Origin of the sequence: Moritella viscosa (assembly GCF_900120065.1) — a bacterium.
Taxonomy (GTDB): domain Bacteria; phylum Pseudomonadota; class Gammaproteobacteria; order Enterobacterales; family Moritellaceae; genus Moritella; species Moritella viscosa.
In genome coordinates, this window is sequence record NZ_FPLG01000115.1 from 1 (window position 1) to 26,582 (window position 26,582).

The window sequence follows — 26,582 nt, forward strand, 5'->3', positions numbered from 1 at the left end:
ATTTTAAACGGGGTTTAACAGTTGTAATAAGTCCCAGTTAGAGGTGTCAGGTTTGTCACCGTTAGAAATGTCATGTTTATTAGTAATGATTCTGTTCAAGCCATTCTATTTACTACAAAATTACCGTGCGCTACGTGAAATCTGAAATACTTTGCCACTATAGTTACAGCAGATTTCACACAGCGCACATGTCATTTTAGTGTTTGATTATTGAAATTACCTAGCTGACTTGATATTTCAGAACTCGAGGCAAACATTGTGTTACCACAGAACCATCATAATTTTCTTTAACGCGTTGCTACGTAAAATCTAAGTTAGCTTTCCTTGTGATTTACACAGCGCTCATTATAGATTTGTATTATCAATGAATAGATTCTGTGATCACTTGTCTGTTTTTGATTTAGGAATCGATTAGCTAAATTTGGATTTACAGTTCTTAGCCTGGTAATAATTTCTGCTTTAATCTAGCTGACCATTAAATATGATTTTGTTTACCTAGCATCATTTCAATGCGAATTCCTATTAGATTAATATGACTGAACCAATCAATTCTAAATATACGAATTGGAATTTAAGATGACATTTGAGCAGCTCCTAGATGAAATTTACTAACTAGGATGTTACTTACTGATTCAGATTTCACCTAGCGTCACGTAAAAACGTTATGTTATTGATTTAATTGTTAATAATAACGATAAAGTCTCGGTTTTGCGGAACGCTATTTACCACTGTGTTTATACACAGTCAAATATCTAACCCTGTAAAACCATGACTTTTAATTATAGTTTAGAAATATTTGGTACAAGCTCCCTATCCTTTTTTTATGCTGATAAGACGTTTAAATGTTAAGGTCGGACATAATAATGATTGTGTATAATGGTTCGTTTTTGGTGCATAATGGCGTTTGTCACGCCTAATAGTTGATTTATGACTCATTAAACAAGCTTGTATTTAATGCGCCATTTTAGGTTCATTATAACCACTTTGCGGTATAATTAGTATGTAGAACACATAACTAAGCCGAATCAAATTTAGAACCTTATGGCGTAATTTAGGGCTTTGATATTACTGTATATAACAAAACACTCTTTATGTTAAAGGAGCCGCATATTGCTGAATTTATCGCTCCAGATGAAAAACCCCGTCATTTATGTCGGGGATGTAAGTCTTTAATGCGTAGCATTAACATTACTTAGGTCTGTTTTGCTGTTCTATATAAGCTGTTAATACATCAAGTGATGCACCACCGCTAGATTGGATATAAAATGTATGACACCAACGCTGTTTATCAAACATTGGAAAAGTACTTTCCAGATGCACAAATTATCATTCCGCCGAAAGATAATACGTTTGCGGATGAGTTCCATCATTCAAAACGAATGAGTAATTTAATTGAAAGCTTTGCTTTAGGGATAATGCGCTGGCAGAAACTTCGGCATTATGGACGGCGAAATGTGTCAGAAACTGCGATGCAGAGGTATAAAAAAATACTTGGGAATAAGTTACACAGTAGAAATTTTAGTAATCAAAATCAGGAAATATTATTAGGTTGTTCCATATTAAATCGCTTCACTCATCTCGGGATGCCCAATAGCTACCGAGTTGCCTGATCACGTTCAAAGACAAGTGAGATTGAGTATTGCAACAAAGCCCTTTGCGACAGAACCTGTTTGGGTGCATAAGCAGGACGATACCTGCTTATGCCTATTATGAATAGTTAAATTTGAAGAATGTTAGTTGCCGCCGTAGACGGCCTATGTTCACGATGGTTAATAATTAAGAACTTGCACTAAATTCTTTTGATAAAGCCTTTGATATTGAAATTTTTCCTTCGCCTGGGCTAAGAGAATAACTTTCTGATAAAGATTTTACAATAATTTTATTATCAACTCTCGCCAATATAGTTGCCGATGTACCAAAACCTATCATACCATCATCAGTGTAGTAAGGGAAAGTGGACACATTATTATAACTAACGGTAATTACGCTGTTTGGTTTCGCCCTAGATGATGCGTACGTTATTAATGATTCATCAAAGTTTTTCGCTAAGTAATTGGCCAGAAAATCATTATTCATTATTCCTTCCACTTTAGGTATTGTAGTATCTTCGAGTAATTCGAAAACCTCAATTGCTTTTTTTACCCCTATTGTACTAGTGAAACCGTCCAGAATCTCTGATGTGCCTGTATGTACTTGATACAGATACCCCCCCTTTCGGGCGAGAATCGTGGTACAACCGCTCAGTTCTCCGCTCGTAATGATTACTGGTTTGTTTACCTTCACTGCTTCAAGCTCTATTTTGATACCATTTGCCCCACGAGTGGAATTTGATATGTTAATAATAGCCGCGTTATTGGTAAGATTATTTTCCTTCCAGTAAGTTAAGCCGAGTGCAGACGGATCTGCCATAATTTCACCAGTATAGGTGTTTAATGTTGGGAAACCATTCACCCCTATCGTATTATTATAGAAATGTCTGTCATAGCCAGCCTCATTAAGCGGACTTTTTCTAATGTAGAAATCAGTACGGAGCTCGTCTGCGTTGGCTGAAATAAAATTCAGATCAATTGTACGCTGACGTGTCGATGCTATATTTCCCCGCCCTTTGAGGACATTAATATCTCCCTTAGCTAATCTATTAAAGTTAATACTGGCTTTTTCAGCGATATTTTTTTTATAAAATATTCGGCGTAAGAATTTTTGTAAGATTGGTAATTCTAATGGAGATGGGGGTTCAGGGAACGAAAACCTCCGGTCAACAACAGCCAACACTTCAACAGGAGCTTCATCAATAATTGCCCAGTGATTAGCATGCGAAGTTTCATTATTACTTACGACAAACTTTAATTTTACTTTTACTACAACAAGAAAATGTCGTCTGCTCACCACATCTGCACTTTTATAATCTGTAGTGTACACAGTAGTGCTTACGCCCTCTTGTGGATTTGCATCTATAGAAATATCTTTTAATTCTCCGTCGCTTCCACCTGCTGTTTTGTTATTTGCAATATTCCATGCTTCTTGTTCAGTTGTCCCTCTCATCAGGATTAAATCCTGTTCATTAAATTGGGTACGATCCTCAATGAAATTATGCATATCCATTTCTGACGTTGGTTTCGGTAATCTTGAGTCCAAATCAGGATATAAAAGTGGGCTGTCATCGTTGATAAAATATAACTCATGAGATGAAGGTAATTCGGAATATGGTTGGTCTTCAAAAAACGTAGGTAGTTCGAGTGTATTAAAATCGAATGGTTTCCCACCGTTTAGCCCGCCACCACGAATCCATAGAATTTTATTATCATATTCGGTGCGATAAACTCTTCGTGAAAAAATTTCATATCCAGTTTTAATGTCCGCTTCATAATAGATACCGCTTAGAGCACTACCCTTGACAGCTATGATTTTATTGTTTTCATCACTAAGTTTTACGATATTTACAGACTGTTTGGTTTTTTCGATATTGATTTCTAATACACTCGTTGAAGATATTTCATCTTTATTAATGCTATATCCTTTAAGAAAATCATCAATATTTTTATCATTCAATACGTTCTCTTTATTACTTACAGATAGACCAAGTAAATTCTTGTTTGCAACGGCCTTACTAATGATGAATGGAATTGCAAAAGATAGACCTAACAATACTGAATTTGTCACCAGTCCCGGAATCGCTGAACGACGCTCTTCGAAAGTATCACCATTGATTAACTTATCAAAACTGAGTCCCACGCTGGTGGAAAGAATACCCAAACTAAGCGGAAGAGATAATTCTGGAAGTACGACATCAAATATTGGAGCCATTGATAAAATTGTCTGAAGCATATTTAGTGCGTCTTCTTTTAATGCTTCAGCATCTGATGTTATAAGTGTATCACCATCGCTAAAACTACGTTTCTTGACTAAAATAGCCATCGCCTCAAAAATATTTCTTTCAGTAATTTTTTTAGGGGAGTAAAAAAAGTAAGACTCATTAAATCCGTGATCTTTCTTTATTCCATTAAGAACTGTATTAACACCAGAATAGGAAGTTCCATCTTGTCTATCAAATAAAGAAAAATGCGTAGCAAATAAACTTGCGTTATCTTTTTCTTCTTTAATTAGTTCTTTAAGACGACCACGTAAACTATTACGGTTATTTGAAAATAAAAATGGATTTTTTGCACCGGGAATAAAAAGCATTACTTTTTCTTTATTCTCAGCCCAAAAAATATCAGAGGAGTAGTAACCATATACATCTAAGAAAAATAATGATATATTTTTATCTCGATTTAATGCATCCATGGCAAAATCATGTTCCTCTTTACTGACTAAGTTATTTTTATGAAGATATAAAATTGAGGAAACATAATAATTTTTAAGTAATAGTTTTAATCTTTCATAATATTGCGACCAATAATCAGATAAAGCTTTATTGTAAAGACCAGCAAAGTCACAATCGTATATAAAGCTCAGATATTCTGATGGGAGCATTTTTGCTTCGTTTTTTTCGTCAAATAAAGTTGCACTGCTTGTTCTATATATTCCCGCTACGGCGTTTGCATCGTCATAAGTTGAAAAACGATTACTAATATTAAGCATTGCTGCTTGTGTGAGTGTCATTACATTTGTTTTATGTTCATCTAGATGATCCCATCCTGTGTAAGATCTGTGATTACTTCGGGATTGAGAGAATTGGATAAAATAAAGATTATCAGGATCTGCCCAGTTAAACCAATGTAAGTCGGTGTTGAACCTATCTTTAATATAATCACTAATTATTTTTTCAGGTGAAGGAAATTGCGATATAAGTTCATTGTATTCATAAAGGTATTTTTGTTGCCATTGATCATTCATAATATTATTTCCTCATCAAAAAACACATAACATGTTCTTATGGATATTTGGGGGTGGTCATAGCTAAATGTATTTATAGAACAATACACTTAGATTAAAAAAGGCTTTGTCGCTTAATTAAGATAGAAGGTATATCTACCCCATTGAGCTTAATTCTTAAACGATATACTGAGTTTCGGGTATTCCTAGCCCTGTAAGCTTGTTTAACGCTTTAATCATTACATAAAAACTTTCTCGTCTGATATAATAAAAGCTACAAAATAAGATAATCTTTTTTGTTAAGAAAGCTATTAATTTATTGTAAGTCACTGTAAGTGCAATATAGTAATGTCACATTCTAACAATTTAGAGATGTCACATTTTTGTATACTTGGTCGTAACTAATCCAAGCATCGAATTGTGCCATGTTGATTACTATGAGCGAAAAAGAACTGCATCGTTTATGTGTTTGGTCATAAGCGGATCACTCAAATAGCGGCCGCTACACTGCTAAATCTAACCCGCAGACATATTTCAATAACTTGTTAATACATACCGCCTTCATGGCGATATTGGATGAGTATCTAAGCGCCGTAACATGCCGAGCAATCGGCGCTATCCAGCCTAATTTAGAGAACAAATCCTCAACATAGCTAAAGATAAATACAGCGACTTCAAACCCACATTTGCTTGTGAAAAACTATTAGAGAATCACAACATCAAGCTATCTAGTGAAACGCTCCGTCAATGGATGGTCGCAGATGGCTTGTGGACTGTTCGCCGCCGTAAAAAACGGCAAATCTATCGGCCCCGATATCGACGAAATTGTGTTGACGAATTAATTTAAATCGATGGTTCTCATCATGATGGGTCGAAGGCCGTTCACCTAAATGCTGTTTACTCGTATTTATTGATGGCGCGACAAGTAAATTAATGTCCCTTTATTTCTGTGAAGCTGAAACCACCTATGATTTATAGTTTAGAAATATTTGGTACAATTTTTTTATGCTGATAAGACGTTTAAATGTTAAGATCGGACATAAGAACGATTGTGTATAATGGCTGTTTTTTTGTGCATTATTAGCGCTTAGTGCGCCTAATGGTTGATTTACGACTCATTAAACAATGTTGTATTTAATGCGCCACTTTAGGTTCATTATAACTACTTTGAGGTATAATGAGTATGTAGAGTAGAGCACATAACTAAGCTGAATCAAATTTAGAATCTTATGGCGTAATTTAGGGCCTTGATACTGCTGTATAGAACAAAGACACTCTTTAGATTCTAATTTTAATAAGAGTAGATTATTAAAAACAGTTAACCTTGAGAAATCCTGCGATCTTGGCAAAACCGTATTGTTGCAGAGAGTTAACCCCCGTAAGACAGTACGGGTACTATAAATTTGAATTCATCGCATCGCTTTAAAAAGCAAAAAACCACCATATAAAACAGTGGCTTAGCTGTATGAATTCTAATATTTAGACAAGAGTACACTATTAAAGATAGTGTACTCTTAATTATCTACAGTGGATTAAAGCTCGAACCTTTAGTTCGAATACTTGGTGTTTTTTTAGTATCTGCATTTTCAAATATTAGCTCTGTATTACATTCTTCGTTTGGGCAATGAAATATGCAAGCTGGAAATATTTTATATACATCTATTGAAATTTCTTTTTCACAGTTTGGACATTTCAAATTTCGAGATAAAGTCATGATAAACCTTCTTAAAATATTATATAAAAGATAACAAAACTATATCATTAAGAGTTCTAAGTTTATGCGCAATATCCACCTTTATGATGCGGACCAGAACCTCCGTACGGATGTTCTCCTTTTGGACAGGCCATTGCAGACATTGATGAAACACCAAGTAAAACAACAATTGTTGCAGCTATTATCTTTTTCATAGTAAACCTTTTAAGTATTTGAAATTTTTTGAGATATTATCTCATAAATGCCATTCTTAAAAGATTGAAAAGTTATAGATACGTAGATTAATAGAATAGAATACATTATTAATTTTATGACTTCGCATAATGCGGATTATGTGTAAATACCGCTTCGCGGCCTGCCTGTTCCAGTGTTGCAGGCAGGTAAATGTTTAACATAATCACGTTGCTATTATGCGCAGTGTTGTTACAGGTCCCAGATAGAGATGTCAGGATTGGCACCGTTAGAAATGTCATATTTTCAGACTTAACGTAGTATTATGTAAACAGCTATACTATTGATTTTAATGTTAATAATGATTTCAAAGTCTCGATTTTACGGTTCCTTAATTAACACTGCATTTATATACAGTTAAATATCAAACCCCGTAAAACAATGACTTTTAACTGTAGTTTAGAAACGTTTGTTACAAGACCCCTATCCTTTTTTGCTGCTAGCAAGATGTTTCAGGCTGGCTATAATGTAATATTAAATTATAGCCAGCGTATAGGAGTTAATATTAATGGACATTCAAGAATTCATATCTAATGGAGGTGGAGAAACCGCCATTATTATCAGCTTGCTAGGTGCGCTCTGGGCTATATATTCGAATGTAATAACCAATAAACGAATAAAAACTCACAAAAGTAAATTGGAAGAGTTAACTCGTATTAAAAAAGACAGTGATTACCGAAAACTGGAACTATATAAAACTGTCTTAAAACCATTAACAGGCCTAGCGGCCAAAATGACTCAAGAAGACAAACTGAGTCTTGATGATATAAACCAATTTGATAAAGAACGACTAGAGATTTCAGCACAGTTAGCTTTATTTGCTTCAAGTGATGTATTTGACAAGTTCGCTGAATTAGTCGATTACATTCATAATTCACAAGAACAATTTAGTACTATCGACGAATTCGAATTTGAAGTGTTCCGCGTCAAAATGCTTAAACTCCTTAGTGAAATGAGACGTGATATAGGCTTTCACAAAGATGAAATTACTTACAAAGGCTATAGATAGATGTCAAATGGCGCAGTGTGAAACCTGACATGTTTCGCGGGCAAAGCACAGCAGGTTTCACACTGCACACATGTTATTATTCCGCTTAGTTAATGAAATTACCTATCTCACTTTAAACATCCTTCATCGCTATATTTTTATTCAAGTTCCCTATTCCTTTTACTGCTACCTGGATGTTAAAACTAATGCCGAAATTGAAGTAGTTATAGGGTTAGCAATTAAAACAATTAAATTAATGTTCCATTTAGTGAGCATTAATGTCACTTTTAACCTATAATGAGCACATAAGAGAACATTAAAGGGTTGATATGAATTATTCAAACATGACAGCACCTGCAATCGCCACGGTGATTGGTGAAAGACTAAAGACCTACCGCCTTAACGCGAACAAGACCCAAGCATCAATCGCTAAAGACGTAGGATTAACCCGTAAAAAGATAGCCAATGCTGAGAATGGGCAATGCTCACTCGAAACCATGATTATTATTATGCAAGCGCTAGACGTTATAGACCAAATAGATATTTTTCTTCCGGCAACTCAGATATCACCGGTTCAGCTTGTCCAACTACATGGGAATGAACGAAAAAGAGCATCTAGCCCAAGAGAACAACCAAAACAAGAACCCGAAAACGAGGATAACCTAGGATGGTAAAAGAAGTTATTGAGGTCAGTTACAACGATCTTGCTGTCGGCGCTGCCAGTTACGACCCAGTGACAAAACAAAGCGCGTTTGAGTACGATCCTAGCTTCATTTCTAGTGGCATTGAACTCTCTCCGCTAATGATGCCACTCTCTAAGAAAATTTATTCATTCCCATCAATAGATCACGCCACTTTTAAAGGTCTTTCTGGGCTTTTGGCCGACTCTTTACCAGATGATTTCGGTAATACAGTCCTCAATGCTTGGGTAGCTCGAAATGGACGATTACCCAGTGAAATAACCCCGCTTGAACGCTTAAAGTATACGGGAGCAAGAGGGATGGGGGCATTGTCTTACTCCCCGCCAAAGAGATACGGTAACTCTTTCAATAAATCGCAAGAGATAGAGATCAAGTCTCTGGTTTCTGTTGCTCAAAACATTCTCTCTGAGAGGCAAGGCTTTGGGGTTGAACTTGATCATGCAGGCCGTGAAAACAAAGACGCCATGTTAGAGCTTATGTCTGTTGGTATGAGCGCCGGTGGAGCCAGACCTAAAGCGGTTTTAGCATTTAACAAGGACTTTAGCGAAGTGCGTTCCGGCCAAGTTGAAGTCCCTGACGGATTTACCCATTACTTAATGAAATTCGATGGTGTCAGTGAACACAACAAGAACAAAGAGACATTTGGTGACCCACTAGGTTACGGCGCGATGGAGTATACATATTATCTCATGGCAAATAAGCTTTGCGGTATTGAGATGATGCCAACTCAACTATTGAACGAAGGTGATCGTCGCCACTTTATCACCCAACGTTTCGATAGAATCGGAAACAAGCGCGTACATGTACAAACCCTGAATGCAATGGCACATGTTAGCTACAAGCAAGCGGGCTCATACTCGTATGAGGAATTATTTGGAGTCGTCCGTCAACTAAGATTGAAAGCTCCCGAGGCTATGCAGCTATTAAGACGCTTGATCTTCAATATCATATCGCGCAACCATGACGATCACTCAAAGAACTTTGGATTCATGATGAACGATGCCGGAGACTGGTCTCTTTCTCCCGCTTACGACATTGCATACTCATACAAGCCAGATAGTCATTGGGTAAGTTGTCACTGGATGACACTCAACGGTAAGCGTGACCATTTTGAGCGTAGTGATTTCTATAGCCTGAGTACACTAAGTCCCCTATTTACTAAGAAACTTATAGATGAAACCATCGACGAAATCACACAGCATGTATCTACGTGGCGTGCGCTAGCTACCGAACAAGCTGTTCCGCTATCGTTAATTGATGAAGTCGAGTCAAACCTAAGGCTTCACATTTAGCAATTAATCACAGAGGTGCGACCAGAATATTTGGTTGCACCTTTTAAGCCCTTCACACTAAATGTAAACAATCATGTGTGACCTCTTTTGAAACAAAATCGTACTATGCTGATTCCGATGCAATCGTTTTGCTCGGATTGGACTTAGTATTGTGTAACTGATAGGTGACAGTTTGGTTTTGTATATTAAATTCCATTGTCGGTTGCCAGATACTTGCTTCCCTGTGTGTTACCACAATTACTGTCGCTTTTAGAGAATGAACATGTTCTGCGATAAGTCTCTCAGTGGTATCATCAAGCGCCGAAGTCGCTTCATCAAAAATCAGTATAGGTGCTTGCTTGATTAGAGCGCGTGCAATAGCCAACCTTTGTTTCTCGCCACCGGATAACGCCGCACCTTTTTGCCCAACAAGTTGATGAATGCCTAATTCAGAACGTTCTATCACCTCACTTAACTGAGCATGCCTTGCATATCGCTCGATTTCTTCATCGCTCGCATCGGGTTTACCTAAGCGGATGTTGTCTGCCAAAGTACCAGTGAAAACAATAGGATCTTGTGCAACGTAAGAAAAATATTGAGTGAGCACGTCGTAACGGGTTTGTTTTATGTCGACACAACCCAGGGTAATTCGACCTTGTGTAGGGTCATCAAATCGCATTAGCAAACCTAACAGAGTACTCTTACCACCGCCACTTGGTCCATTAATCACAACTTTCGCGCCTTCTGTAATTTCTGCGTTTGCACCAATAAAAATGTCTGAGCAGCCAACATTATACAACTGTAATTTGTGATTATTTGGCTGCAGAGCATTTTCTGGTTTAGGCTCTGGCAAGCTTGGTACCGTGGTTAAATGAATATAGTCTTTAATCGCCGCGCGTACATCATTAATCGCAAACCCAGCCAATGCTAACTCGCCCAAAGGCGCTGCTGCTCTAGTGATGAGTATCAAAAGCGATAAAATCAATAGTGGCTCTGTTATACCAGAGACAACCAAGTAACTCGCCATACCTGCCAGCGGTAAAATTGTCGCGAGCGTCGATACAAATGTGGTTTTAGATGCCGCACGGTTGATGCTTTTGTGAACTTTTTCTTGCTTAGTCCAACTTGCTTCAATTCGTTCAACTGCCCGCTTTGGACCCGCGGTCGCGCGCAGTAGATCGAGGTTGTCGATCAGTTCGAGTGTGTATTTGGTAGCATTCACATCTGCGCTGTGTCGATCGCTATCGGTATGGATCAGTGCCAATTGCGCTTTATATTGAATGAATAACGCGCTTGCGAGTAATGCTGCACTCAGCGCCGCTATGATTAAACCACCAACTAGGCCAATTCCAACCACCAGAAATAAAGGTAGGAGTGGCGCATGTAGGAAGATTTGCAGTTGGTGAGCAGGTATGCTCATAAAACCAGGAATACCACGCTCAGCCAGTTGAGTTGTTTGCGTTCTGTGATGGTCTGTAAACCAAGCTAGCTTTGCTTGGTTAAGAGCTTTACCGAGCGCTGAATAGAGATCACCAGTAAGTTTTGCTCCGGACAAAAAGCCAGATCGTGTGACAATCACTGTCGCCATGATTGCGGCAGCCGCTGCCACCAAAACATACATAGGTGTTTGCTGTTCAACGATGGCTAGGGCCAAAACAGTGTAGGCTGCAGCTTCCAGTACGGCAACGAGAACCCAACCAGTGCCAAGAAGGTACAGCCGACGCTTTGCCTGTTCTGGAAGTGCTTTACTAACGGAATTAGTGCTGTTGTTCGTCATACGTCTTCGTCCTGTTTGTCAGCGTTTCGAGTTAATTTCAGCGTAAAATTTGCTTGCTGAGCGAGGTCAGAGTCATGGGTCACCACAATAATGGTCTTACCTTGTTGGTGAGCCAGTGAACGCAAGTTTTGCATCACAAGCAACGCTGTTTCCTTATCAAGGGCGCTAGTAGGCTCGTCAAGTAAGATTATGTTGGCGTTACTTAAGAACACGTTAGCAAGAGAGATGCGTTGTTGTTGCCCGCCCGAGAGAGAGGCTGCGTCCGCTGCAAGATCAATAATCAACTGGGCGTGGCTCAGTGCATCGCGAAACGTATCGTCAGTGGCATCTGGTGTAGCCAATTGCAGATTCTCTCGCACCGTTGTTTTCAAAACACCAGTGTTTTGGGGTACGTAACGTATTGCATTATGTCGCGATACTTCATCAAGGTCTGATATGTCATCATGACCTAGGGTAACGGTCCCTGATGAAGGCTGTTCGTAACCGGATAAGATACGTAAAAAAGTACTTTTACCAACGCCACTCGGGCCCATGATGGCTGTAAAAGAACCCGGAAGAAAAGAGTAAGAAAGATCGTTGATGATCGTGTTTTGCTCGGTGACAACCTTGATGTGTTCGGCATGTAACGAGTCTGATTTACACTCTCGCTTGACTTGGCCTGAAGCGATGGTGCTTTCTTGTAAAAAGTCGCTGATGTGTTTAGCGGCGTTTTTACCTGCCGTTACATAGTCTAAGCCGTGGCCCAACTTTAGCACAGGTGTCACGATGGCAAGGCCAAAAAAGAAAACCGAAGCCATGGCCGCAGGGCTTAACTGATAGGAAATCGTGTAAGCGATAGCTAAAGTGGCGACCGCTTGTAGCAGCGCTACAGAAACCGCAGCAGCAAGTGCAACATTGCTAACCCACTTTACGATACCGTCTGTAAAGCGTTGCGTGGCATGTCGATAATTGGCAATGGCGCCAGATTGAGTACCATAAATACGGTTGACTCGGATGCCCCTTGTGTAGTCATTCACTGCAGTGACAATCTCACCCATAATGTTCATGCGTTCTACGCCATATTTGGCCGCATATTTGGGTAGAAATACCAGATAATAAAGTGAGGCGAGAAGACCTGGAATAAGGGCTAAAAGAGCAATTGGCCCTGCCAAACTCAACATGATGAGGATGGACGCCAATGGCACCAACATGAACGTGACAAATTCAGACGGTAAGTGGGCAATCATATGGTGCAGTGTATTAATGTCCTCCGAAGCCAAGCGACGAAGTTGATTCTCACCATATCGAGAGACGGTTTTATTTGGCAACCTGGCGAGATGCTGAGCCATTTGACGGCGTACCTGAGAGGAAAATTGGGCTTCAGCTTCATGCACCCACCAAGATGCTAATGAAGAGACCGCGGCGCTAACAATCCAAAGTCCGATTGCACTGTAAACCCATTTACTCGAGAGGTCGTCAATCAGTTGTATTAAACACAATAGTGCGCCTATTTTTGCAAGTGCAGCGACCACTTCAGCAAAGGTGCCCAACATGAGCTTGGCGATTGATGGTTGTAACGCTGGCATCAGCGTAGGAGTGAGATAGTGTTGGCTGATTTTATTTATCATACTCTTCCCCATTTATTGAAGTGATGGGAAAAGGTGTGGGATTGATATGTTGAGCGTATAAGACTCTCGCTAAGTTTCATATTAAGCCTATTCAATTTGGTGTGAAACGTTTAACTGATTGTTTATATTACTGACCTACCAAAAATTCATTACTAACTCGTTCTCACCACTGGCGCTTTGGATGCAGTAATCAGGTTTCAAGTCGTAAATAATATGTTCGATAAGTGAGCCTACTTTTAAATTTTATAGTAATAGGCATAATATGAGCAATATGATAAGAATTAGCAATTAATACTTTCAGTTATGTCGAAAAGTTAGCGATATAAATCAAAGTGTTGTAATTTAATAGGCATTCTATTAATACGTAAAATAGTTAGGTTATATATTATCCAGGTGGCACAATTACAATTCACCATGGGAATCGAATGTTAAAATATCAAATATGTTAAACTTATCTGAAAAAGCTTTCCATTCAGTGAAAACGAACGATTAAAATATAGATGAAAATTGAAACATGATGATAAAGAAGAATAAGCCAGTTAGGATAACTCTCGCTCATATCAATGACACGCACTCCTACTTTGAACCTCAATCACTGCAATTACAGCTTAACATTGAGGGAAAAAGTATATCGCCTTATGTTAGTAATGGCGGGTTTTCCCGTATAGCGACCAGAGCTAAGCAACTTAAAGCGACTGCCCTGCAAAATAATCGAGATTTTATATTTGTTCATGCCGGAGATTGCTTTCAGGGGACACTCTATTTCTCGCTGTTTAAAGGTAAAGCCAACTCAGATATGCTCAATGCACTGGGCATTGATGTGATGACAATTGGTAATCATGAATTAGATATGGGTAATGAACCTGTGGCTGCATTTTTAGATCGTATTCAGTTCCCACTGTTAGCGGGTAACTGGGACCTTTCTAACGAAATAAAAACGAAGTCTCATTATTTAAACGGCCGGCCTAACTTATTCTCTTATCAGGCTGATCAGCAGACGGCACGCTGGATGACTCGTGTTGTAGATGGCGAGCCCGTTGCAATATTCGGGGTATCATTGGATAAGATGGCCGATATAGCGAATGTAGATCCGGACACGCCATTTATTAATGCCTTTGAAACAGCCTGCAATACTGTTCGAGCTATCCGAAAGTCAGGTATTAATAAGATAATATTAGTGAGTCATCTTGGTTTTGATGGTGATTGTGAATTAGCGAAAGAAGTGGATGGTATCAGCTTGATTGTTGGCGGCCATAGCCACACGCTTCTCGGCGATTTCAGTGACCTAGGACTGAAAAAAGAATTTGAATACGGACATCAGGTTAAAGGTACATATATTGTACAAGCTGGTTTTCATTCACAGGCACTTGGTCACTGTGAGATTGATTTCGCCGCCGATGGTTCGGTTAGCACTTTCAAGGGCAAAAATGAGCTGCTTATTGGTCGCCGACTTTGTATTGATGCAAGCTTGTTAACAACCAATGATGATGAAGTCCATGCAAAGGCGAGCCTCTACCTCACTCAACATGAAAATGTGGTTGTATGTAAAAAAGATCCGATACTACAAAGCTTGCTACAAGATAAATATATCCCGAGAGTACGTAAATTACAAAATACCGTGATTGCTAAGTTAGCAGAGGATATGCGACATATCCGCATTCCTGATCTGAAGGGAGGTAGTGATATTGCCCCGCTAGTAGCCGAATCTTTTGCTCATATGATGAATAAAGATGGTTATCGAGTCGACTTTGCAATTCATAATGCTGGCGGCGTGAGAACGTCTTTACACCGGGGTAATATTTCCATTGGTGATATTGCTGGTAAGCTACTTCCCTTTGCCGTTCCCATTGGCGTTTATCGCATCAAAGGCAAATATATCGCACAGGCACTAGAGGGTGCAATCAACAACGCCACCAATAATGGGATGCTTGGCTCTGGCTCGGGAAGTTACCCTTATACTCATAACTTGAATTTCAGCTATTACGCTGAACGTCCCCGTGGTGAGCGAATTGCTAAACTTACTATTTATACGGAAGAAGATGGTTGGAACGATATCGATCATGAAATGATCTATTACGGAACCTCTTCCGCTTATACTATGAAAGGTAAAGAAGGTTATGAAGCATTAACCATGATGGAAACGGAAGGGATTGTTACCCAACATTCGATGGCAGATTGCTTCATTGATTTTATCCAAACAAACTATAAATAGGCTTCACATTAGCAGTTGTGATTTGGAACCGATGCGAACATATAATTGATGAATAAATGCTTTAAGCCCCATGATAGAACTGAAATGGCTTAGCGTTTGGGCTTCAAAGAGTTCGATCTTCATCACATTTTGTCATGCAAAATTTACCAACTAAGTGAATCCTACTTATGTGTAATGAAAAAACTAGATAGGTTGATTTTATACAGTGTTATTGGTATTTCGGTGAATGTAGTCTCAGTTTGTCAAAAGGCGGTCAAGTTTATCTTGTAGCCTAGAATTAATGTCAATATACTCAATTACATAGCTAGCCTTGTATATAACTTATAAGACTAAATAAATAATTTACAGGACGATTCATTTTCCCATCAATATGTAATCATTACTATCGCTCTACCCTTCACTCGTTCAGCCGGATTCGAAAACGATCCTTTATCTTAAGACTAACTTGATAGTGGTTTACTATTTGGTATATTAGTGGTTGTATCAATCTTTTAAACATTTAGGAAAAAATAATGAATAAGTTGTTCGTATTATTACTACTATTGGCCGCAAATTTCGCCCACGCATTTAATATCGGAGACGCGATACCTCGTTTTGAAATTACCGATCAATTTGACCAAGTGCATACAATCAAAGCGGATACCCAAAATATTATTGTCGCTGGTGATAAAGATACCAGTAGTATCATTCGTGATTTCTTATTAGCTCAGGACAAAGGTTTTTTAGCGGCTCACCAAGCTTATTATGTGGCTGACATATCAGGGATGCCAAGTTTAATTAGCAAATTCTTTGCTTTGCCTAAAATGAGAAAATATCCATTTTCAATTTTGTTATTAGATGATAGTAACAAAGACAAATTCTCAAAAAAAGAAGATCATATTACGATTTATACGGTAAGTGAAGGAAAAATATCTGAGATTAAATATATTAAAACAGCTACTGAGTTAGCCGCTGTCTTTGAATAAATCGTCATTTTCCTCTTGTTTGGTCGGTACTTTGATGCCTCAGATGTCAATCAAAAGGGTCAGAGTTATTGTTCTAGCTAATAATACACATTAAGGAATGAAGGCGTCTAATTGACGCCCTAACACGCGGTATAAAAGCCCAATACCCTCACCCTGAGAGGCCTATTGGACATAAATGAGCCATTTTACCACTCAGCCCCCCTGAACCCTTCAAAACCGATTTCAACCTATAATAATTTCGGATAGATAATGTTGTACTATTCTGGTTAATCTCGCTTACACGAACTTGATATTTGGATAAAAGGTTGAATGGTATCTGGGACAGATGTTTGTCTGATCTTGAGTCTGAAGTATTCGATAATAATTTGGAAAATAAATTGTAAATACCAACTGCTGAAAGTAACAATACAATTGGTTTCGTTACACTCAATTCATTGATTAAAGGAGCCATGAAAGAAAAACAAAGAGGTCAGAACACTTAATTACTGAACTGTTTTTGTGAGGATTTGTCAGAAAAAGTTACCTTGAATACGTCTTAAATATGTTAAAGCATTCTGTTAGAATAATAGGCTATTGATTAAAGAATACCGAGCCAGCATGTCAGAGTTTAAAGAATTTTCACTTTTAGAGTCAATTATTGACCGCGTTAGTCTTAAAGGCTATAAACAGCCCACACCAATCCAAAAAGAATGTATCCCAGCTCTTATTAATGGGAATGACCTTCTTGGTATAGCGCAAACGGGAACAGGAAAAACTGCGGCTTTTTCATTGCCTATTATCAATAATTTTGGGCGGAATAAAATAGATATCAAAGCTAAGAGCACGCGTTCACTCATACTAACGCCTACAAGAGAGCTTGCCTCGCAAATAATGCAAAACATTGACGACTACTCTGATGGTTTAGGGCTTAAAACTAAGGTTGTTTATGGTGGTGTAGGAAGACAAGATCAAGTTGACTCTATCGCACTTGGACTTGATATTTTAGTCGCCACCCCTGGAAGGTTATTGGATTTAATTAAAACGGGCGATATAAATTTTAAGGCGTTAGAAGTATTTGTGTTAGATGAAGCAGATACAATGCTTGATATGGGGTTCTTTAAGGATGTTCAAAGCATCATATCTAAACTGCCAAAGAACCGACAAACACTATTGTTTTCAGCTACTATGCCACCTAAAATAGAGATACTTGCAGAAGCAATATTAACGGATCCAACAAAAATTCAAATTACTGCTAAAACGGTTACTATCGACTTGATTAATCAAAGCGTATACCATCTTGAAAAATCGAATAAAGTACCTTTGCTATTTAATATCCTGAAAGAATCTGACTATAAAAAAGTCCTCATCTTCTGTAAAACAAAGCCTGGCGCAGACATCATTGTTAACGCACTCGAAGAAGCATCAATAACTGCCGCTAGCCTTCACAGTGGTAAAACACAAGCAGCAAGAGAGGAAGCGTTACAACACTTTAAAGACGCTAATTTAACCGTATTAGTTGCAACTGATGTTGCTGCTCGTGGGATTGATGTTGATAATATTACTTTAGTCATTAACTATAACCTACCTGAAGATCCAAGAAACTACATACACCGTATAGGACGAACTGCGCGTGCAGGGAAAAGTGGAATGGCCATTTCATTTGCTGTCGAAAATGATATAACGCTATTAAAGAGTATTGAAAAGAGCATAGGCCAAGTCATTCCTGTTGTTACAGAACAGCCTTTCCATAAAGAGTTTGCTGAAGCACCTAAAAAAGTCAAAAAAAAGGTTAAAAAAAGAAATAGAAGGTGAGAATACCGACTCTAAGCCATCCTGACAGGAATGGCTTAGAGCTTCAAAGATTATGGTTCACTAAAATTAGCGATGAATCTGATTGCTAAAATAACTTAATTACTACATTAACCATACTCATGATAATTTTAGATAGCCCTTATTTGAAATGCATTTATATAGTAAGACATTTCAAGTCAGTTAATTGCTTATCTTCCTGTCAACAGGCATCAGATTTTTTTCGTTAGCACTAATTATATTAGCAATTTCATCATAAACAGCTCTGATTCTTGGTGTAGTAGTTTCGCTAGCGTGGCTAACTAACCATAGAGGCTCAGGTTTAATCAGGGGCGTTTCAATTGGGGTTAAACCGTCGGATAAAAAATGAGGTAATATTCCTGCGCCTACACCACTACGAATTGCTGCTTCTTGGGATGCAAGTGTATTAAATCTAATATTAGGAGAACGATTAGTGAGTTTAGCCAACCACTTCTCTGAAGGTAAATCTATATGGCTATCCCAACCAACTAAAGGGACATTATCTAGGACTGATTTTTGGCCTTTTGATACAAACATTCCTGATGACATACTACCAACTTTGCGGACAGTTAATGATCCTTTTTCTGGACGCTTTAAACGTAAAGCAATGTCTGCATCACCTCTTGCTATACCTACATTATATATGCCTGTAACTATTTGCAATTCAAGCTTTGGGTAGTTCTGAATAAAGGGTTGCAATTGGGGGATAACAATACGTAACGCTATCATTTCTGGAAGAGCCACTCTCACAACGCCTTCGTATTCTTTGTTTTTAGTTCTGAATTGGGTTTTTAGAGATACTAACGATTTTTCTACATTTTCGGCTTCTCGGTAAAATAATAAACCATCAGTAGTTGGCTGGTAACCTGTCGGGTGCTTGATGAAAAGTGTCGTCCCGATTTCATGCTCTAAATTAGCGACTTTACGACCTACCGTTTGTGGACTAACGCCCAATTCAGATGCCGCTTTACTGAGACTTCCATTACGAATAACGGCAGTGAAAAAATAGATATTTTCAAAATTCATTTAAACTCCAAAAATGGAAATCTGTTTTCCAATGCTTTCCATTTTAAAGGGGCTTAAAAGGTTTTACAATTTGTAATCACTTTTAAATAACTACTGAGGCGTAAAATGGATACTCTTTTAGACACTGCACCGTTGTCTTCGATTGAAACAGTTAAAGCTTATTTGGCCGCTTTTTCCGAAAAAAATATCGAAAACGCACTTAAATATGTAAGTGACGATGCCATTTGGCATATTGATGGTGACCCCATTTTAAAAACGGTGGGTATAATTCAAGGTAAGGTTGCAATTAAACAATGGTTACAGCGTTTTCCCGAGGGTTTTCAGCCTATCGGCTTTACGCTAGAACCATTAATTGATTCTTCACCCGATGTCATCGCTATTGGTCACTTTCGTCACCGTATAGTGAAAACAGAAGCTATTGCGGACGGTCATTTTATGATTCGGTTCACCACAAATAATGGGAAAATAACGCGATATCAAATTTTTGAAGATTCTCTCATGCTGTCTAAAGCACATCACAGCAACAATCCTCACCGTTCAGCGTTAGTCAATGGTGTCCAATATGGCTGGGATGACCATGGTGGAGGTTCAACGTTAATATTTCTACATGGTTTATTTCTTGACCGAACATTTTGGTCTCCCGTTATTAGTCACATTGAGACACAATGTCGTTGCGTTGTATTTGATATGCCAGGTCATGGCTCTAGTGGTTGGCGTGACGGATTAGATCTAAATACTATTGCTGATGATATAGCTTTGTGGATTATTGAAAATAACATCAATAATGTAACCTTGGTAGGCCACAGCCAAGGGGGGATGATTGCTTTACGAATCGCGATTAAATATCCTCAACTGCTAAAGAAACTAGTGCTAATCAACACTACCGCACAAGCTGAGAATCCTTTGAATATACCTTTATGGCACCTGCGCCAATCTTTATTATTGTCATCAGATGATGACAATAGACGTAGTTTTTTTGAAGATATACAAAAGGTTAAATATTCCTCCTCTTGGTTAAAAGACCAACCTAACCACACAGAAAAAGAAATAAATAAACTGATGAATACTGCTCCAAAGTTGCTTTCCCATGCCATGGATGCAGCGATCATCCGGAGAGAAGATATACGTAGCCTACTAAAAAATATAACAATAGATACAATAGTACTTGTAGGAGATCAAGACTCTGCAACCCCACCAGATCATGGGGAAGAAATTACACAATTAATGCCTTATGCTACCTGTTATACTGTAGAAAAGGCTGGTCACTCTATTCCAATTGAAAACCCTAAAGCATTGGCGCAATATTTAGTATTGGCAATTCAAGAGAGTTGAATTGATCTGCACTGTGAATAACGCAGAGAGATAATCGTATAACCAGAGTTGCTTATTATGATAACGGGCGCTTACCAAACCGCACAACGCTGCTTTAATCCTTTGTATTCACAACACTTTGAAGTTTTTCCGCGGTGACAAAGCGTCCGTTCATAGCCATGTTAAGCTAAACTCTCTTGGTCATTTTAAGGTCAATGATAGTTTCACCTTCAAACTCCTCTGATACATAACCATCTACAAACTCGAAACCATGTTTCGAGTAAAAACGAATTGCTGGTTCATTGTTATCAAGTACATAGAGATTGATAGTATTTACGCCTTGAGCTGTCGCCTCTGTTTGTAAGAAATGCATGAATTTGCTACCTAAGTTTTTCCCATAAACACTCGGGAAAAGGTAAAGCTTACTTAACTCCAATTCTCTTGAAACCTGTGATTTCACACTAAATGACATAAAGCCAAGTATTTTATTGTTACTTTCTGCCACAACAACTTTTTCAATATTCATTGAAATTATTTTCTTCCATTCATCGACGCGAGATGACTCGGTATGACCAGATATGTACTTTTCTGGCATCAGTCCAGCAAACGAGGTTTTCCATGAGATCACATGTATATTGGCAATTTCTTTAGCATCCGCCAGTGTTGCTTTTCTTAAGTTAATATCCACAACTTCATCCTGAATCCTAATGCCCTGTTAACAGACAAAATATTGCTGGTTAGAATAACCAACTGTATTTTGTCCTTGTTTAAATTCTTGTTAGAAGCACTTTGTACTTAAAACTTAGACTCTATTTTACCAATAAATTTATCAACCTTTAATTCAGTGAGCTGTTCACTTTTATATAAAGATAACATCTTGAATTTACAATTAGTTGCGCAAGCACCTAACAAAGCTAATTTAATAACTTTTTTTACAGGTTTTCTCAAAATAAAAGTATCAACCCACCAAGGTGAACCAAGAGTTGTTACGACTTTCATTTCTTTTAAATTACCCAAGCATTGCTTAATAGGCCCATAATCCGAAGCATGTTCATATGCGTGTCCTGGCGCCCATACCCGATCAAACCAACCTTTTAAAATAGCAGGAAAACCAAACCACCAAGTCGGAAAAATTAGAACTAATGACTCAGCTTGCTTTAATTGAGTTATATCAGACTTCAATTGCAAGTCATCAAAGTGATCTTTGTAATAACTTTCTCTTTCAGATTTACTTAATACTGGATTAAAATTTTCGGCATACAGATCTTTGACGGTCACTTGATAACCTTGCTTCTTTAAATGAGCTATTGTTTTATCTGCTAAATGTTTGCAAAGACTATTTTCTAAAGGGTGTGCTAATACGACTAAACAGTTCACGATACCTCCTTGTGCTTCTAACAGTTTTTATACAGAATTCCGTATGATGTGAATCCGGTTTTAATTTAATTGCCATCAACAATATCAAATTTACTTTATATTACAAGTAGATATATAAAAACATCTGTAATCTATCAAATAAAATAAAAACGCAAACAAGATAAGCCAATTATACCTGTATATAAAACGAGGTTTACGATTGACCAACTGTATAACGCACTTTAGGACAATTCGGCTTAGATCGATCACAGCTTGTAGCGCTATGACTCTAAGCCATCGTTGGATAAAACGGACTTGAACTAGTCGATAGTCGTGTTATCAATGAATGTGAGTGGAGGCATCGTGCGGTGATCTATTTCTAAATGGAAAATAAAACACCCTTCACTTGATGGAGCGGACCGGCAACAACACCGCAAAAGGTTTAACGACGACAGCATCGCCAAATCCCCAAACCATACGTTCTGGGTTTATTGGCATTATTTTTCGGAGGCGGTTTAAAATGGCACTGTTAGAACCGATCACTACCACAGTATTAAATAATGTAGTACCGCTAAATTCCGAGTCAATCTCATTCATTCCCATCACCTAACTCAAGCTGGACGCGAACTAGAACCTATTGTGATGGGTCTGGGAGAATGGGGATCTCGTTGGGAGCGAAGTCAAATGTCGGATGATGATCTGAGTGTCGAATTGTTAATGTGGGACATGCGCCGCACTATTAATAGTTCAGCATTACCTCAGGAGCGCACTGTATTGCACTTTGAATTTAAAGATTTGGGTAAAGTTTATCGCAATTGGTGGTTGCTGGTAGAAAAAGGGCAACTTGGTTATTAGTGGTACCTCATATCTGATGAAAAACATCCCGCAATGGTTAGCTTTCAGCGAATTTTCTAGTATTAAGAGTGGCTAAATTCAATCCATCACTTATAAGAATTTCTTATTACGTATAAATATTATTAGTTATACTAATTTCAATGTCTTTTATAAACTGCCCACATCTTATGATTTTATCCATGTTGAACTTGGTATTATCAGTATTTTTGTCTGGAGCGGATTTATCAATGACACATATAGAAGACATTTATCAAACTAATATAAAATTATTAAATCAATGTGATATTGCGTTTAATGAATGGAAGCATGAACCTATCACTGATACCGAAACAGATGATAGAGTAATGGCTGAATTGAAAATTACAGGGGCTTTAACTAAAAGTTTATTTTTGAAAATTAAAGGCGGAGGTTTTGCTCTGTTTTTAACAGACAAGCGTAAACGATTAAATAGTAAGTTAATAAAATCCGTGTTGGGCAAGCGCGTGTCAATTTGCAGTGATGAAGAAATGATTGAACAAATTGGCTGTATTCCTGGTGCAGTGTGTCCTTTTGGTTTACCCGAACACATACAACTGGTGGTCGATACTGACCTATATGACAGTGATGAATTACTTTATACGCCGGGCTATCCAACAGGAACAATCGGCATTCCAGGGCCTAGTTTACCGATGTTGCTTACGCATTTACCAAATCTCGTGCATGAAATTTAAATGTATTGTAAGTTAACTGTGGATCTAACCCACTTTAAGGCCGAAACGGCTTAGTACTACAACACTTAGCCTGAACTGAAAAACCTTGTTAGATTACAGATTCTAACAAGGTTTATGGGGATTAAGCTACATGCCGCTACAACGGCAAGTCAGAATAAAATCCGGTTTGTGTGAAAACTTCTTTTATTTTTGAAGCTTTCTCAGAGTAACCTAGGGCGGATGCTGAAGATATCAATCCGTCTACTAGGTCTTTACTGCTTGAATAAGATCTGTTTTACCCGTTGTTTTAAACTGGTAGTATTCAGCTATTATAGCTGAGAAATGTTCTGACCAACCTCCTAAACTATCCCTAAAATCATTTATATTTTCGAATGAATGCCCCCTTTTTACCTGTGTAAGCATAGGTCAATTCATGAACTAAAACATCACTACTTGTACTAAGTGAATATATATATTCAATTTCACTACCATCATTATGTATACCATCGGAAATCAAGATATGATTTTTAAATTGTTGATGCTTTTCAACATCAGAGCGAACATACTGAGCGTTACTACCATACCAATAGTGCGATATGATTGGAGCACTACATTATTGGGATTTTAGTTTGCGATGGGGTGATATTATTAGTGATTATGAATGGAATTACAATTATGCATGGGCTGCTAACTTAGCAGGGACTAAACCTATACAATTTCAGCAAGTCGTTTTATAAAATTTTGATTAAGCCCCCTATATTTTCTGATTACTTTCAGGGTGCTTACAGCTGATTACGTTAAATCGACCTTGCGCTTAACTATATAATCGAAAGCAACACGCCCCCCGCTAAAGATAACAACTTGCAGCAATAGAGTTCCCCATAATACATGCTGAGCGTAAGCGGCGGCGGCAATATCTTCCAAGCTAATAACAGCCACAATATTGACGAAAAATAACCCCAATGCAGAGAAGCGACTTGCTAATCCAGCCATCAATAATAAGGGGAGAATGATCTCAGCAGCAGTCCCTAAATAAGCAGCTAGTTCATAAGGCAATAATGGTACGTGATATTCCTCTTCAAATAGAAATAACGTACTGTCCCAGTTGTTTAGCTTTGTCAGTCCAGATGAAAAGAAAGCCCAACCGACATAAAAACGTGCGGCCAGTAATGCAACAGGTTCTAACATACTTACTTTTTCTATAATACGTCGATAAATTTGATTAGCTGATAACAACAATGAGTTTGAAGTATTCATGGTTAACTCTCTTTAAAATAATGAATTAAGTTATGTTCGATTGCGCTAATCAACCAAACTTGAAATGAAAATCGACTATCATGCCGCACAGTATCAAGCGACTGAGCTAGTGAGTTACCTGACATTAAAGATAAAATGAAGCGCCCTTCACTCTCTGTTAACTTGGTTATTTGGGGTTGAAACTCAGATCGATAAATCATGACAATATGTTCCACCAGCACTGACGATAATGCCTGCTTAGCAAGATTAAAAGCACGATCCCGCTGCACTTGATTATCGTGATGGTGTGCGTCAAAAATCTCTACTACAGGATAGCTTGTGCTCAGTAATTTCACATTGTCGTTAAATGTAATAAAGACATGTTCAGGATCGCAATTAACCAGTAGTTGTAATGACGTTTGCTCTAATGTTTGATCTTGACCATGTAACGCACAATGAACATGCCAATCCAAAGCCGTACAACTAGCAAGATACGGATAATCCACACCAATTTCCGTTGCTGTGATAAATTCAGAAAATTCAGCGCCCCATTGTCCCCAGTCACCTTGAATTGGTGGGGATATTTTCAGAAACTGCTGGACCAAAAAAGTACTAATATCACTATCAAGTAATTCAAACACGGTCGGAAAAGTGATGCTTAGCGCACGTTCAGCATTAGCTAACAAATTACGACGATAAATGCTTATACCTTGAGCGCTAAAGCCATTTAGAGTTGCGCCTGATTCCTCTTCACTCCAAATCGTATCCAATAGTCGCTGTTGTTCATTGATAAAAGAATCATCCATCACTAGCCCCCAATACTGCATTAGCTATAGCACGTGCCTTTTCTGCTTCGCCAACTAACACTGACCACGCTGGTAAATCTGAATCCCATTCAACTAATGTTGGCAGAGCTCCAAAGCGTGTTAATGCTTGCCGATATCCTTCCCAAACTTCATCAGAAACAGGACACGCATGATCATCAATGACCATTTGCCCATCAGGAACCACACTGCAACCAGCGAGATGTATCTGCGCGACGCTATTCACTGGTAACGTATTTATATAATCAGTGACCGATTTCTGAATATTTCCGCCTTCAAAATTTAAGCTATTCACCGCAATATTGTTAATATCGAGTAATATTTTAGCGCCTGTCTGTTTACACAGTTTCGTTAGAAATTCGGCTTCAGAAAAATAACTTTCATCAAATTGCACATAAGCTGACACATTTTCAATAATCAGCTCACGCCCTAAGTACGATTGCACTTTATCTATTTGTTCGCACATTCGATTTAGATTATGACGCGTATGCGCTATCGGCAATAAGTCACCGCTGTGTATTAGTTGCCCATGCATTTGTTTTTGTAATAGTCCCCAGGTAAAACAAGCATGTTCAGACATTAGAAAAGGATCGATGGTTTGCGTTAATTGCTTTAAACGCATTAAATAACTCGCAGGTATATCCTGTAACGATCCAAGACCCATAGACGTTGAATGCAAACTAACAGGATAGGCCTCTCTTACTTGCTTAAGGACAGATAATGCAGCGCCACCTTGTCCAAAGAAGTTCTCTGAATGCACTTCCACAAAGTCAACTTGCTTAGCCGACGTTAATATGTCGGTAAAGTGTGGGTGCCTTAGTCCAACACCCACTAATATATCTTTACTATGTACCGACATAACATTCTCCTAAATCTTATTTAGAGGCCAAATATAATTGCTTGGCTTCTTGCTTTGACAATCCACCTAATGTTGAACAAGTACCTTTTGTGACTAATTTCCACTCACCTTTATCATTACTCAGGCTTGATTGACCTGCACATGAATGGGTACCGGCTAAGTTCGCACAATCGTTTTGACCCGCTTTCGCTATGCCATAACACTTTTCTTTTTTACTTGCAGCTTCAGCAGAGGCTATAACACCTGTAGACATCACAGCCGCTAATGCAGCACTTACTATTAATTTATTATTCATAATGGTTCCTATATCGTTAAAGCGTCATTAGTACGTTCCAA

The 26,582-nt window shown here is 38.2% G+C and carries 22 protein-coding genes and 1 pseudogene; 11 read left to right on the plus strand and 12 right to left on the minus strand.

Translation table 11 applies throughout. From position 1 onward, the window contains the following. The first annotated feature begins 1,265 nt into the window (after window positions 1–1,265). Window positions 1,266–1,610: a transposase gene (locus BT797_RS23905; protein ID WP_075473214.1), complete on the plus strand. Its 345-nt coding sequence runs from the start codon at window positions 1,266–1,268 to the stop codon at window positions 1,608–1,610. A gap of 166 nt (window positions 1,611–1,776) precedes the next feature. Here the strand turns inward: BT797_RS23905 and cnf are convergent, their stop codons facing one another. Next, window positions 1,777–4,836, minus strand: a complete 3,060-nt coding sequence (gene cnf / locus BT797_RS19420) for a CNF1 family cytotoxic necrotizing factor (protein ID WP_045110427.1) — start codon at window positions 4,834–4,836, stop codon at window positions 1,777–1,779. A 404-nt stretch (window positions 4,837–5,240) separates the two neighbouring features. On the opposite strand from cnf, the pseudogene BT797_RS24735 reads away from it, so the two are divergent. Next, window positions 5,241–5,787: pseudogene (locus BT797_RS24735) on the plus strand (transposase family protein); the annotation flags it as partial. Window positions 5,788–6,591: 804 nt separating this feature from the next. Here the strand turns inward: BT797_RS24735 and BT797_RS24615 are convergent. Continuing rightward, window positions 6,592–6,723, minus strand: coding sequence for a hypothetical protein (locus BT797_RS24615; protein WP_280173730.1), 132 nt, complete (start codon window positions 6,721–6,723; stop codon window positions 6,592–6,594). A 545-nt stretch (window positions 6,724–7,268) separates the two neighbouring features. On the opposite strand from BT797_RS24615, the gene BT797_RS19430 reads away from it, so the two are divergent. The 3 genes from BT797_RS19430 (at window position 7,269) to BT797_RS19440 (ending at window position 9,741) form a co-directional block, all read left to right on the plus strand. Continuing rightward, window positions 7,269–7,769 carry a hypothetical protein gene (locus BT797_RS19430; RefSeq protein WP_045110426.1) on the plus strand — a complete coding sequence of 167 codons (501 nt, stop codon included), beginning with the start codon at window positions 7,269–7,271 and terminating at the stop codon, window positions 7,767–7,769. A 308-nt stretch (window positions 7,770–8,077) separates the two neighbouring features. Further along, complete coding sequence (locus BT797_RS19435; RefSeq protein WP_045110425.1) at window positions 8,078–8,422, plus strand: helix-turn-helix transcriptional regulator; 345 nt, start codon at window positions 8,078–8,080, stop codon at window positions 8,420–8,422. Next, a complete protein-coding gene (locus tag BT797_RS19440) occupies window positions 8,416–9,741 on the plus strand; it encodes a type II toxin-antitoxin system HipA family toxin (protein ID WP_045110424.1) in 1,326 nt (441 codons plus the stop codon). Before BT797_RS19435 ends, BT797_RS19440 begins: the two co-directional genes overlap by 7 nt. Window positions 9,742–9,844: 103 nt before the next feature. Here the strand turns inward: BT797_RS19440 and BT797_RS19445 are convergent, their stop codons facing one another. Together BT797_RS19445 and BT797_RS19450 are read right to left on the minus strand one after the other, a co-directional pair. Further along, complete coding sequence (locus tag BT797_RS19445) at window positions 9,845–11,497, minus strand: ATP-binding cassette domain-containing protein (protein WP_075473215.1); 1,653 nt, start codon at window positions 11,495–11,497, stop codon at window positions 9,845–9,847. Continuing rightward, window positions 11,494–13,104, minus strand: coding sequence for an ATP-binding cassette domain-containing protein (locus tag BT797_RS19450; RefSeq protein WP_045110422.1), 1,611 nt, complete (start codon window positions 13,102–13,104; stop codon window positions 11,494–11,496). The genes BT797_RS19445 and BT797_RS19450 overlap by 4 nt, the downstream gene beginning before the upstream one ends. A 514-nt stretch (window positions 13,105–13,618) precedes the next feature. On the opposite strand from BT797_RS19450, the gene BT797_RS19455 reads away from it, so the two are divergent. From BT797_RS19455 to BT797_RS19465, 3 genes are all read left to right on the plus strand, one after another. After that, window positions 13,619–15,316 (plus strand): bifunctional metallophosphatase/5'-nucleotidase, encoded by a 1,698-nt coding sequence (locus BT797_RS19455; RefSeq protein ID WP_170860795.1) that lies wholly within the window; start codon window positions 13,619–13,621, stop codon window positions 15,314–15,316. Between the two features lie 512 nt (window positions 15,317–15,828). Beyond that, window positions 15,829–16,281 carry a hypothetical protein gene (locus tag BT797_RS19460; RefSeq protein ID WP_052678317.1) on the plus strand — a complete coding sequence of 151 codons (453 nt, stop codon included), beginning with the start codon at window positions 15,829–15,831 and terminating at the stop codon, window positions 16,279–16,281. A 597-nt stretch (window positions 16,282–16,878) separates the two neighbouring features. Further along, window positions 16,879–18,072, plus strand: coding sequence for a DEAD/DEAH box helicase (locus BT797_RS19465; RefSeq protein ID WP_045110419.1), 1,194 nt, complete (start codon window positions 16,879–16,881; stop codon window positions 18,070–18,072). A gap of 180 nt (window positions 18,073–18,252) precedes the next feature. Here BT797_RS19465 and BT797_RS19470 read toward each other — a convergent pair whose 3' ends face one another. Beyond that, complete coding sequence (locus BT797_RS19470; protein ID WP_075473217.1) at window positions 18,253–19,116, minus strand: LysR family transcriptional regulator; 864 nt, start codon at window positions 19,114–19,116, stop codon at window positions 18,253–18,255. Between the two features lie 105 nt (window positions 19,117–19,221). Here BT797_RS19470 and BT797_RS19475 point away from each other — a divergent pair, with 105 nt between their 5' ends. Next, window positions 19,222–20,448: an alpha/beta fold hydrolase gene (locus BT797_RS19475; RefSeq protein ID WP_075473218.1), complete on the plus strand. Its 1,227-nt coding sequence runs from the start codon at window positions 19,222–19,224 to the stop codon at window positions 20,446–20,448. Between the two features lie 166 nt (window positions 20,449–20,614). Here BT797_RS19475 and BT797_RS19480 read toward each other — a convergent pair whose 3' ends face one another. The 3 genes from BT797_RS19480 to BT797_RS19490 form a co-directional block, all read right to left on the minus strand. After that, window positions 20,615–21,115: a GNAT family N-acetyltransferase gene (locus BT797_RS19480; RefSeq protein WP_075473219.1), complete on the minus strand. Its 501-nt coding sequence runs from the start codon at window positions 21,113–21,115 to the stop codon at window positions 20,615–20,617. A gap of 107 nt (window positions 21,116–21,222) precedes the next feature. Continuing rightward, window positions 21,223–21,804 carry an NAD(P)H-dependent oxidoreductase gene (locus BT797_RS19485; RefSeq protein WP_075473220.1) on the minus strand — a complete coding sequence of 194 codons (582 nt, stop codon included), beginning with the start codon at window positions 21,802–21,804 and terminating at the stop codon, window positions 21,223–21,225. Between the two features lie 381 nt (window positions 21,805–22,185). Then, window positions 22,186–22,380, minus strand: coding sequence for a hypothetical protein (locus BT797_RS19490; protein WP_211705553.1), 195 nt, complete (start codon window positions 22,378–22,380; stop codon window positions 22,186–22,188). Window positions 22,381–22,467: 87 nt separating this feature from the next. Here BT797_RS19490 and BT797_RS23910 point away from each other — a divergent pair, with 87 nt between their 5' ends. Then, window positions 22,468–22,638, plus strand: a complete 171-nt coding sequence (locus tag BT797_RS23910) for a hypothetical protein (protein WP_170860796.1) — start codon at window positions 22,468–22,470, stop codon at window positions 22,636–22,638. Between the two features lie 227 nt (window positions 22,639–22,865). Next, on the plus strand, window positions 22,866–23,348 hold the full coding sequence (locus tag BT797_RS19495; protein ID WP_045110414.1) for a YbaK/EbsC family protein: 483 nt from the start codon (window positions 22,866–22,868) through the stop codon (window positions 23,346–23,348). Between the two features lie 771 nt (window positions 23,349–24,119). On the opposite strand, the gene BT797_RS19500 is transcribed toward BT797_RS19495, so the two are convergent. Genes BT797_RS19500 through BT797_RS19515 form a run of 4 tightly spaced genes read right to left on the minus strand, consistent with a single transcriptional unit; the run spans window position 24,120 to window position 26,541 of the window. Then, window positions 24,120–24,584, minus strand: coding sequence for a DoxX family protein (locus BT797_RS19500; RefSeq protein WP_045110413.1), 465 nt, complete (start codon window positions 24,582–24,584; stop codon window positions 24,120–24,122). Window positions 24,585–24,586: 2 nt separating this feature from the next. Further along, window positions 24,587–25,369 (minus strand): HvfC/BufC N-terminal domain-containing protein, encoded by a 783-nt coding sequence (locus tag BT797_RS19505; protein ID WP_082293738.1) that lies wholly within the window; start codon window positions 25,367–25,369, stop codon window positions 24,587–24,589. After that, window positions 25,362–26,246, minus strand: a complete 885-nt coding sequence (locus BT797_RS19510) for an MbnB/TglH/ChrH family RiPP precursor modification enzyme (RefSeq protein WP_075473223.1) — start codon at window positions 26,244–26,246, stop codon at window positions 25,362–25,364. The genes BT797_RS19505 and BT797_RS19510 overlap by 8 nt, the downstream gene beginning before the upstream one ends. 16 nt (window positions 26,247–26,262) lie before the next feature. After that, on the minus strand, window positions 26,263–26,541 hold the full coding sequence (locus BT797_RS19515) for a BufA1 family periplasmic bufferin-type metallophore (protein WP_045110410.1): 279 nt from the start codon (window positions 26,539–26,541) through the stop codon (window positions 26,263–26,265). Between the last annotated feature and the right edge of the window lie 41 nt (window positions 26,542–26,582).